Source organism: Gibbsiella greigii, from assembly GCF_039540155.1.
Classification (GTDB): Bacteria; Pseudomonadota; Gammaproteobacteria; order Enterobacterales; family Enterobacteriaceae; genus Gibbsiella; species Gibbsiella quercinecans.
On record NZ_BAABEM010000022.1, the window covers coordinates 468,979 to 478,734 of the forward strand.

The 9,756-nt window shown below is 54.9% G+C and carries 8 protein-coding genes; 5 read left to right on the top strand and 3 right to left on the bottom strand.

Annotation, left to right across the window (positions count from 1 at the left end):
• The first annotated feature begins 24 nt into the window (after positions 1-24).
• The 3 genes from AC559G_RS18070 (at position 25) to uspE (ending at position 3,451) form a co-directional block, all read left to right on the top strand.
• A complete protein-coding gene (locus AC559G_RS18070; RefSeq protein ID WP_438596654.1) occupies positions 25-1,317 on the top strand; it encodes an MFS transporter in 1,293 nt (430 codons plus the stop codon).
• 281 nt (positions 1,318-1,598) lie between these two features.
• On the top strand, positions 1,599-2,363 hold the full coding sequence (gene fnr, locus AC559G_RS18075; RefSeq protein ID WP_462616169.1) for a fumarate/nitrate reduction transcriptional regulator Fnr: 765 nt from the start codon (positions 1,599-1,601) through the stop codon (positions 2,361-2,363).
• Between the two features lie 125 nt (positions 2,364-2,488).
• Complete coding sequence (gene uspE, locus AC559G_RS18080) at positions 2,489-3,451, top strand: universal stress protein UspE (protein WP_462616168.1); 963 nt, start codon at positions 2,489-2,491, stop codon at positions 3,449-3,451.
• A 97-nt stretch (positions 3,452-3,548) separates the two neighbouring features.
• Here uspE and fabV read toward each other — a convergent pair whose 3' ends face one another.
• The 3 genes from fabV to pntA all read right to left on the bottom strand — a co-directional run bounded on the left by fabV (position 3,549) and on the right by pntA (position 7,883).
• Positions 3,549-4,742: a trans-2-enoyl-CoA reductase family protein gene (gene fabV, locus AC559G_RS18085; protein WP_498913640.1), complete on the bottom strand. Its 1,194-nt coding sequence runs from the start codon at positions 4,740-4,742 to the stop codon at positions 3,549-3,551.
• 200 nt (positions 4,743-4,942) lie between these two features.
• Positions 4,943-6,337, bottom strand: coding sequence for a Re/Si-specific NAD(P)(+) transhydrogenase subunit beta (gene pntB, locus AC559G_RS18090; RefSeq protein ID WP_438596694.1), 1,395 nt, complete (start codon positions 6,335-6,337; stop codon positions 4,943-4,945).
• Positions 6,338-6,347: 10 nt separating this feature from the next.
• Positions 6,348-7,883 carry an NAD(P) transhydrogenase subunit alpha gene (pntA, locus tag AC559G_RS18095; RefSeq protein WP_498913643.1) on the bottom strand — a complete coding sequence of 512 codons (1,536 nt, stop codon included), beginning with the start codon at positions 7,881-7,883 and terminating at the stop codon, positions 6,348-6,350.
• 536 nt (positions 7,884-8,419) lie between these two features.
• On the opposite strand from pntA, the gene ydgH reads away from it, so the two are divergent.
• Complete coding sequence (ydgH, locus tag AC559G_RS18100) at positions 8,420-9,370, top strand: DUF1471 family protein YdgH (RefSeq protein WP_438596692.1); 951 nt, start codon at positions 8,420-8,422, stop codon at positions 9,368-9,370.
• A 195-nt stretch (positions 9,371-9,565) separates the two neighbouring features.
• A partial coding sequence (tnpA, locus tag AC559G_RS18105; protein WP_498913645.1) for an IS200/IS605 family transposase occupies positions 9,566-9,756 on the top strand: 191 nt, incomplete at its 3' end.

Below are 9,756 nucleotides of genomic sequence, written 5' to 3' on the forward strand. Positions count from 1 at the left end.
GCTATGGCCGAGGAGGAGTTTGCTATGCAACAACACAAACATTGGTTCGGGTTACCGATGAACCTGTTCTGGGGCTATATCGCCATCGCCATTTTTATGAGCGGCGATGGCTTTGAGATGGCCTTCCTGTCAAAACATATCACCGATATGGGCTTTTCACCGGCGCAGTCCGCGCTGGTGTTCACGGTGTATGGCCTGGCCGCCGCGCTGGCCGCCTGGAGCTCCGGCGTGGTGGCCGAGATTATTACGCCGCAAAAAGCCATGCGCATCGGCTTTATCCTGTGGGTGGTGATGCACGCGCTGTTTATGCTGTTCGGCCTCGGGATGAAAAACTACCCGTTGATCATTCTGTTCTACGGCATCCGCGGCTTAGCCTACCCGCTGTTTATCTACTCTTTCGTGATGTTAGTGGTACAGAATGTCCCCAAACAGCAGCTCTCTTCCGCCATGGGTTGGTTCTGGGCGATGTACTCGATCGGTATCGGCTGTATCGGCAGCTATTTGCCAAGCTTTACCATCCCGCTGATCGGCGAAACCGGCACCCTGTGGTTCGCTATCGCCTGGGTGTTGGTGGGCGGCCTGATGGCGATGCTGATGCTGCGCCACGTCGGCCAGGCCAGCGCCAAGGCCCATTTGCCGCCGAAAGAGAAACTGAAAGAGCTTTCACGCGCGGTGACCATTCTGTTTACCAACCGCAATATTTTCCTGTCCTGCCTGATCCGTATTATCAATACGCTGTCGCTGTTCGGCTTCGCGGTGATCATGCCGATGTTGTTCGTCGGCCGGCTGGGCTTTAGCATGCCTGAATGGCTGCAAATCTGGGCGGTGTTCTTCTTCGTCACCATTTTTACCAACATTATGTGGGGAATTTTAGGCGAGAAAATCGGCTGGATGCGCCAGGTGCGCTGGTTCGGCTGTATTGGCTGCGCCATCTCCAGCCTGGCGTTCTACTACCTGCCGGTGTACTTCGGCCATAACTTCTGGATGGCGCTGGTGCCTGCGGTGATGCTCGGTATCACCGTTGCCGCCTTTGTACCGATGACCGCCGTTTTCCCGGTGCTGGAACCCAACCATAAAGGGGCGGCTATTTCCATCTACAACCTTTCCGCCGGGCTGAGCAACTTTGCCGCACCGGCCATCGCCTCTATCATTCTGCCATTCTTTGATATCGTCGGCGTGGTATGGGCATATACTGGCCTCTACCTGTTTGCCGCGGTCTTGACGTTGATCGTCAAGGTTGAACAACCGGGGCACAGCACGGCGGCCGCAGACTATGCCATACCCGACAAGGCGCTCGCCAAGGAAAGCAACTCATAATCGCCCAAACGGCCTGGTCACCAGGCCATTTGGCTGTTCAATCAGCCTCAATACGCGGCTTCGCCAAGCATGATTGTGTTGTTATTGCCCGCTTGAACCGGGCATTAAGCAAGCGGCATGATGTAATCAACCACTTTGATATCAATAAGCTAAATAAACCCCCGCGGCTAATGTGTACAAAAAACGCACATAATATCCCGGATCTTGTTATTGCTACCCTTATCACCCGCAATAAAAGATGTTAAAATTGACGCATATCAATTATTGCATGAGCGTAATCTATGATTCCGGAAAAACGCGTGATTCGTCGTATCCAGTCGGGTGGTTGTGCAATCCACTGCCAGGACTGCAGCATCAGCCAACTGTGCATTCCCTTCACTCTTAATGCGCACGAACTGGATCAGCTCGACAACATTATCGAAAGGAAAAAGCCGATTCAAAAAGGCCAAACCCTGTTTAAAGCCGGTGATGAGCTGAAATCGCTGTACGCTATCCGCTCCGGAACCATCAAAAGCTACACCATCACAGAACAAGGCGATGAGCAAATCACCGGCTTCCATCTGGCCGGCGATCTGGTGGGTTTTGACGCCATCGGCGCGCTGAAGCACCCCAGCTTCGCGCAAGCGCTGGAAACCTCAATGGTGTGCGAAATACCGTTTGAAACCCTGGACGATCTCTCCGGCAAAATGCCGAATCTGCGCCAGCAAATCATGCGCCTGATGAGCGGTGAAATTAAAGGCGATCAGGATATGATCCTGCTGTTGTCGAAGAAAAACGCCGAAGAGCGCCTGGCCGCTTTTGTCTATAACCTGTCGCGCCGTTTCGCGCAGCGTGGCTTTTCGCCGCGTGAATTCCGCCTGACGATGACCCGTGGCGATATCGGCAACTATCTTGGCCTGACGGTTGAAACCATCAGCCGCCTGCTAGGGCGCTTCCAGAAAAGTGAAATCCTCAGCGTGAAAGGCAAATACATCACCATCGAAAATATCGACGCCCTTTCCCAACTGGCTGGCTCACAGCATATCAACGTGAGCGTTAACGCCTGACTGCCTGCCGGATCGCTAATTTCGCGCAATTAGTGATCCGGCACGTTACTGCCGCTGTTCTGTTTTTCAATGTTGGGTTACTCTGTTACTGACAGACTGTTGATTTCAGCTGTATAGGAGGCCCTATGGCGAAGTATCAGAACCTTCTGGTGGCTATTGACCCCAACCAGGACGATCAACCGGCGTTGCGCCGGGCGGTGTATCTGGTGAAACGGAATGGCGGGCGCATCAAGGCCTTTCTTCCCATCTATGATTTCTCTTATGAGATGACCACCCTGCTTTCCCCGGATGAACGCACCGCGATGCGGCAAGGCGTCATCAGCCAGCGCGCCGCCTGGATCAACGAGCAATGCCGTTTTTATCTGCAGGACGGCGTTCCGATTGAAATCAAAGTGGTCTGGCACAATCGTCCCTTTGAAGCGATTATTCAGGAAGTCATTAACGGCAAACACGATTTGCTGCTGAAAATGGCGCACCAGCACGATCGGCTGGAATCGGTGATTTTTACCCCAACCGACTGGCACCTGCTGCGCAAATGCCCTTCACCGGTGTGGATGGTGAAAGACCAGCCGTGGCCGGAAGGCGGTAAAGCCGTGGTGGCGGTTAACCTGTCCAGTGAAGAACCTTATCACGATCCGCTGAATATCAAGCTGGTGCAGGAAACCGTCGAACTGGCCAATAACGTCAACCAAACGGAGGTGCATCTGGTTGGCGCCTACCCGGTAACCCCAATTAACATCGCGATTGAACTGCCTGACTTTGATCCCAGCGTCTATAACGACGCTATCCGCGGCCAGCATTTGATCGCCATGAAGGCGCTGCGGCAAAAATTCCACATCAAGGAAGAGTTCACCCACGTGGAAAAAGGCCTGCCGGAAGAGGTTATCCCCGATCTGGCTGAACATCTGGGCGCCGGGATTGTGGTGCTCGGCACGCTGGGCCGCACCGGTATCTCGGCCGCCTTCATCGGCAACACCGCCGAACACGTGATCGACCACCTCAAGTGCGATCTGTTAGTGATCAAGCCGGATGATTTCAACTGCCCGATTGAAAGTGACGAGGACGACGAACATGACGATGAGGATTAACCGCTAAGACTCGTCGCCAAAAAACGGCGCGATAAAAAAGGCCAGTCAGTTAAACTGACTGGCTTTTTACTGTCGGATTAGCGCCGTAGGCGGGAACTTACAGTTCTACCACGTCAAAACGCACGTCTGGGTTCACGTCCGCGTCGTAATCCACTTCCGGCAGGCCGAAGCCGAACAGACGCAGGAACTCCTGCTTGTAGCCGGTGTAATCCGTCAGTTCGCTGAGGTTTTCCGTGGTAATGGAAGGCCACAGATCGCGGCACGCCTGCTGCACATCATCACGCAGTTCCCAGTCGTCCATGCGGATGCGGTTATGGTCGTCCAGCGCCATATCGCTGCCGTACAAACGGGTGCGCATCAGGCGGTCCACCTGTTCGATACAGCCTTCGTGGATACCCTTTTCCTTCATGATCTTGAAGGCCATGGAGATATACAACGGCATGACCGGGATCGCCGAAGACGCCTGGGTGACCACCGACTTGAGCACGGCAACGTGCGCCGTGCCGCCTTTGGCCGACAAATCGCCACGGATGGCCGTTGCAGCACGATCGAGATCTTCTTTCGCGCGGCCCAGCGTGCCGTGCCAGTAGATTGGCCAGGTCAGATCGGTGCCGATGTACGAATAAGCAACGGACTTAGCACCTTCGGCCAGCACACCGGCATGCTCCAGCGCGCTCATCCACAGCTCCCAATCCTGCCCACCCATCACGGTGATGGTGTTCTGGATCTCTTCTTCCGTTGCCGGCTCAACGCTGGCGCTGATGATCTGGTCTTTGTTGGTATCAATCGCGGTGGTGGTATAAACCTCGCCGATCGGCTTCAAGGCAGAGCGCACCACTTCGCCGGTATCCGGCAGCTTGCGCACCGGGGATGCCAGTGAATAAACCACCAGGTCAATCTGGCCAAGATCGGCTTTAATCAGCTCGATCACTTTTTCGCGGCATTCATTGGAGAAGGCATCGCCATTAACGCTCTTGGCGTAAAGGCCGGCCTCTTTCGCCGCCTTGTCGAAGGCGGCGGAGTTGTACCAGCCGGCAGTGGCCGGTTTGGTTTCCGTGCCGGCTTTTTCAAAGAACACACCGATGGTGGCGGCGCCGCTGCCAAATGCGGTGGCAATGCGGGAGGCCAGACCATACCCGGTAGATGCGCCTATCACCAGCACACGCTTAGGGCCGTTGGCGATAACGCCATGCTCTTTGGTGTAGGCGATTTGGCGGCGAACATTGGCTTCACAACCCACCGGATGAGTGGTGGTACAGATAAAGCCGCGAACCTTAGGTTTGATAATCATAATGGGTCTAGGATCCGTTAAATGGATGAAATCGGGACATAAGATACCTCATTGCGCCCCTTTATTGTGATCTGATGTGTTAGATTGCGCAAATTCCGCGCTATTTTGCGCGATAAACCGGCGCAAACACCGCTATGGCGCAAAGAAAAATGCCAGCCGGGAAGCCGGGCTGGCATTTGCGGTTAACACCAGCGATGAAATTACAGCTTCAAAGCATGCAGGATGGCTTCCACGCTCTGCTTGGCATCGCCAAACAGCATCTGGGTGTTCTCTTTAAAGAACAGCGGGTTCTGCACGCCGGCATAACCGGTATTCATTGAACGTTTGAAGACGATAACGTTCTGCGCCTTCCACACTTCCAGCACCGGCATCCCGGCGATCGGGCTGCGCGGATCTTCCAACGCTGCCGGGTTCACCGTATCGTTGGCGCCAATCACCAGCACGGTATCGGTATCGGCGAAATCATCGTTGATTTCGTCCATTTCCAACACCACGTCGTAAGGCACTTTCGCTTCCGCCAGCAGCACGTTCATGTGGCCCGGCAAACGCCCGGCGACCGGGTGGATACCAAAGCGCACGTTAACCCCGCGGGCGCGCAGCTTCTCGGTGATTTCCGCCACCGGATACTGTGCCTGCGCCACCGCCATGCCGTAGCCGGGGGTGATGATCACCGAGCTGGAGTTTTTCAGCAGCTCTGCCACTTCTTCCGCCGTGGTTTCACGGTATTCGCCCATTTCTTCGCTTTCACCGGTTGAAGAGCCATCGGTGCCGAAGCCCCCGGCGATCACGCTGATAAACGAGCGGTTCATCGCCTTACACATGATGTAAGACAGGATCGCACCGGAAGAACCCACCAGGGCGCCGGTAACAATCAGCAAATCGTTGCTCAGCATAAAGCCCGCGGCAGCGGCGGCCCAACCGGAATAGGAGTTGAGCATGGAAACCACCACCGGCATATCTGCGCCGCCGATTGACGCCACCAGATGCCAACCAAACGCCAGCGCGATGAGGGTCATGATCAACAGGGCGAACACTTCCAGGCCCACGCTGTCGGTGCGGACAAAAATCACCATCAGCAGGAAAGAGACCACCAGGGCGGCCAGGTTCAGCTTATGACGAGCCGGCAGCATCAGCGGTTTGGATGAAATAATACCGCGCAGTTTGCCGAACGCCACGATGGAACCGGTGAAAGTAACGGCCCCAATGAAGATCCCGAGGAACACTTCGGTCAGGTGAATGTTTTCCATCACCGGATCGGCCAGGGTGCCGTGATCCAGGTAGCTGTTGAAGCCCACCAGCACCGCCGCCAGGCCGACGAAGCTATGCAGCACGGCGACCAGCTCCGGCATTTCGGTCATTTCGACTTTCTTCGCCAGATAGATACCGATAGAGCCGCCGATGATCATCGCCAGGATGATCCAGCCAACGTTGCCGGAATCCGGGCCAAGGATGGTGGCAATCAGCGCGATCGCCATCCCGGCCACGCCGAACAGGTTACCCTGCTTGGACGTTTCATGGCGCGACAGGCCCGCCAGGCTGAAAATAAACAAAATAGCGGCAACAATGTATGCAGCTGTAACTAATCCTCCAGACATTTGTTACCCCTTAGTTCTTACGAAACATCTTCAGCATGCGCTGAGTGACGGTGAAACCACCAAAAATATTGATACTGGCGATCAGCACGGCGATGAAGGAGAAGAAGCTCACCCAGCCGCCATGGCCAATCTGCAACAGCGCCCCGACGACGATAATCCCCGAGATGGCGTTGGTTACGGACATCAGCGGCGTGTGCAACGCGTGGCTGACGTTCCACACCACGTAGTAACCCACCACGCAGGCCAGCGCGAAGACGGTGAAGTGCGACAGGAACTCTTTCGGCGCCGCATCGGCCAGCCAGCCAAACAGAATAATCGCCAGTGCGATCAGGCCATATTTCAGCGCCGGCGATACCGGTTTTTTCTCTTCTTTGGCCGCAGGCTCAGCGGCCGCCGCCTGTGGTTGTTTCGGCTGAGCGGAGACCTGAATCGGCGGCGCCGGCCAGGTGACTTCGCCAGCACGCACCACGGTGACGCCGCGGATCACGGTGTCGTCGAAATCGATGTTAATTTCGCCGTTCTTCTCTTTGCAAAGCAGCTTGAGCAGGTTAACCAGGTTGGTGCCATACAGTTGGGAAGATTGCGTCGGCAGGCGGCTGGGCAAATCGGTATAGCCGATGATTTTTACCCCGTGTTCCGTCTCAATGACTTTATCGGCCACGGTCAGTTCACAGTTGCCGCCGGTCTGCGCGGCCAGATCGACAACCACGCTGCCTGGCTTCATGGAAGCCACCATCTCTTTGGTGATCAGCGTCGGTGCAGGTTTCCCCGGGATCAGCGCGGTGGTGACAATGATGTCGACGTCTTTCGCCTGCGCGGCGAACAGCGCCATTTCCGCCTTGATAAAGGCTTCGGACATCACCTTGGCGTAGCCATCGCCACTGCCGGCTTCTTCTTCAAAGTCCAGCTCGAGGAATTCCGCCCCCATGCTTTTGACCTGTTCTTTAACCTCCGGGCGGGTATCGAACGCACGCACGATAGCCCCCAGGCTGCCTGCGGAGCCAATCGCCGCCAGCCCGGCCACGCCTGCGCCAATCACCATGACTTTTGCCGGCGGCACCTTGCCGGCGGCGGTAATCTGGCCGGTAAAGAAGCGGCCAAATTCATGGGCGGCTTCAACGATCGCACGATAGCCCGCGATATTGGCCATCGAGCTCAGGGCATCCATGGATTGCGCTCTGGAAATACGCGGCACCGCATCCATGGCCAGCGCCGTGACTTTGCGCGCGGCCAGTTGTTCCATCAATGCCGGGTTTTGCGCTGGCCAGATAAAGCTGACCACGGTTGCGCCCTCACGCATTAATAAAATTTCATTTTCTTGCGGCGCATTCACTTTCAGGATTAAATCCGCCTGCCAAACCTCGGCGGTCTCGGCAATGGCTGCGCCCGCGGCTTCGTAAGCGCTATCCTCAAAACTTGCCAGCTTGCCCGCCCCGCTTTCAATCGTGACGGTAAAGCCCAGTTTCAGCAATTGTTCCACCGTTTTCGGCGTTGCTGCAACGCGGGCTTCATTGGCCAACCGCTCTTTTGGTACACCAATTCGCATAATATTCCCTTCTCACCTGTATTTGATGATATTTATTATCTTCCTACCCATAGCAATAACACCGGCACGCACCACCCAGGCGATGCTTGTTTGCCGGCGAATTCACGTGCCATCAATAACCTACTGAAATTAAGATTGATGATCCATAATTGCTTACGTCTTGGCGTCAGTTTTTACATAAAAAACCACATAATGATATGACGAATCGCAATTTCTGATAAAAAACCTGTGCCGCGCGCCACTTTTCTGCGTGATAACCCGATCAGACCGATAAGCTGATGGCCCCGCAGGCGGATGCGGCAAAGGTAAAAGTTGGAAATCTGTAGATAACTAATCTTGATAGAGCTAAACAGTTTATTATTGAAACTTATAACAATTTAAGCATCATGGCAGGTAAACGCCGCAAACAGATTTGTCCAGCGGATGCAACAAAATGCTGAGACAGTTGCGGAGGTACATGTAATAATCGGCGGCTGAATACCACTCAACAGTTCAGCACGTTATCAATGTTAATGCGCTAGGCGAAAGGATTTTTTATGAAGCTGAAGACCACGATCATCGCGTCTGCCCTGCTCTCTCTTACCGCTCTGTCTGCCCATGCGGCACAGGAATTAACGCCAGAGAAAGCAGCGGCCATTAAGCCGTTTGATCGCATCACCATTAACGGCCGCTTCAATGCCATCAACGAAGCCGCCGATGCCGTATCCCGCCGTGCAGATAAACTGGGTGCCGACGCGTTCTACATTCAGGACATCAACAACAGCAACAACGGCGGCAACTGGCGTGTTACTGCGGACATCTATCATAAAGATGCCCCGGCAGTGAGCCAGGAACAAAACTATCGCGAATTTAATGGTGTTAAAGAGCTGCCGAAAACCGAAGCTTACCTGCTTGAGCCTTACGATACCGTCAGCGTGAGCGGTTTTTACCGCAGCCAGCCAGACATCAATGACGCCATCTCGCGTAAAGCGAAGGAAAAAGGCGCTTACGCGTTCTTTATCGTGCGCCAGGTCGACGCCAACCAGGGCGGCAACCAGTATGTCACCGCCTATGTTTACAAAGCCGATGCGCCAAAACGCGTCGTGCAGAGCCCTGATGCCATCCCGGCCGATTCAGACGCCGGCCGCGCTGCGCTGGCCGCCGGCGGCGCGGCCGCAGCCAAAGTGGAGATCCCGGGAGTGGCTTCTTCCGGCTCCCCTAGCCGCAACGTAGGCCGTTTCTTCGAAACCCAGTCTTCCACCGGCCAACGCTATACGGTCACCCTGCCGAACGGCACGAAAATCCAGGAGGTGAACAACGTCACGGCGGCGCAAATGCAGCCGTTTGATTCCGTCACCTTTACCGGCCACTTCAACAGCATGACGGATGTTTCCACCGAGGTGGCGAAACGCGCCGCGGCCAAGGGCGCCAAGTACTATCACATTACCCGCCAGTGGCAAAACAAGAGCGGCGGCAACCTGACCGTCAATGCCGATCTTTTCAAATAATCCGCGGCGGCGGTATCTTCTGCGGGTGGGCCGGTTGGCCTGCCCGTTTTTTGTCGATGGAAAACCCCCAGCTAGGCTGGGGGTTCCGGAAAGCTTTCAGCTTTAAGCCAGTTATTAAAACCCCTTTTGATTTGTTAAAACATCTTGCGGTCTGGCAACTGCAAACGTTCAACAAGAAATCAAAAGGGGGTCCCAATGGGGGACGAAAAGAGCTTAGCGCACACCCGATGGAACTGTAAATATCACATAGTTTTTGCGACAAAATACCGAAGACAAGCGTTCTACGGAGAGAAACGTCTGGCGATAGGCAGTATCTTAAGAAAGCTATGTGAGTGGAAAAATGTACGGATCCTGGAAGCTGAATGCTGCGCAGATCATATCCATAT

Bases quoted from the DNA above. Each gene is read 5' to 3' on its own strand.
- AC559G_RS18070 (WP_438596654.1), top strand. From the start codon at position 25: ATGCAACAACACAAACATTGGTTCGGGTTACCGATGAACCTGTTCTGG.
- uspE (WP_462616168.1), top strand. From the start codon at position 2,489: ATGGCGAAGTATCAGAACCTTCTGGTGGCTATTGACCCCAACCAGGAC.
- ydgH (WP_438596692.1), top strand. From the start codon at position 8,420: ATGAAGCTGAAGACCACGATCATCGCGTCTGCCCTGCTCTCTCTTACC.
- fabV (WP_498913640.1), bottom strand. From the start codon at position 4,742: ATGATTATCAAACCTAAGGTTCGCGGCTTTATCTGTACCACCACTCAT.
- pntA (WP_498913643.1), bottom strand. From the start codon at position 7,883: ATGCGAATTGGTGTACCAAAAGAGCGGTTGGCCAATGAAGCCCGCGTT.
- pntB (WP_438596694.1), bottom strand. From the start codon at position 6,337: ATGTCTGGAGGATTAGTTACAGCTGCATACATTGTTGCCGCTATTTTG.
- fnr (WP_462616169.1), top strand. From the start codon at position 1,599: ATGATTCCGGAAAAACGCGTGATTCGTCGTATCCAGTCGGGTGGTTGT.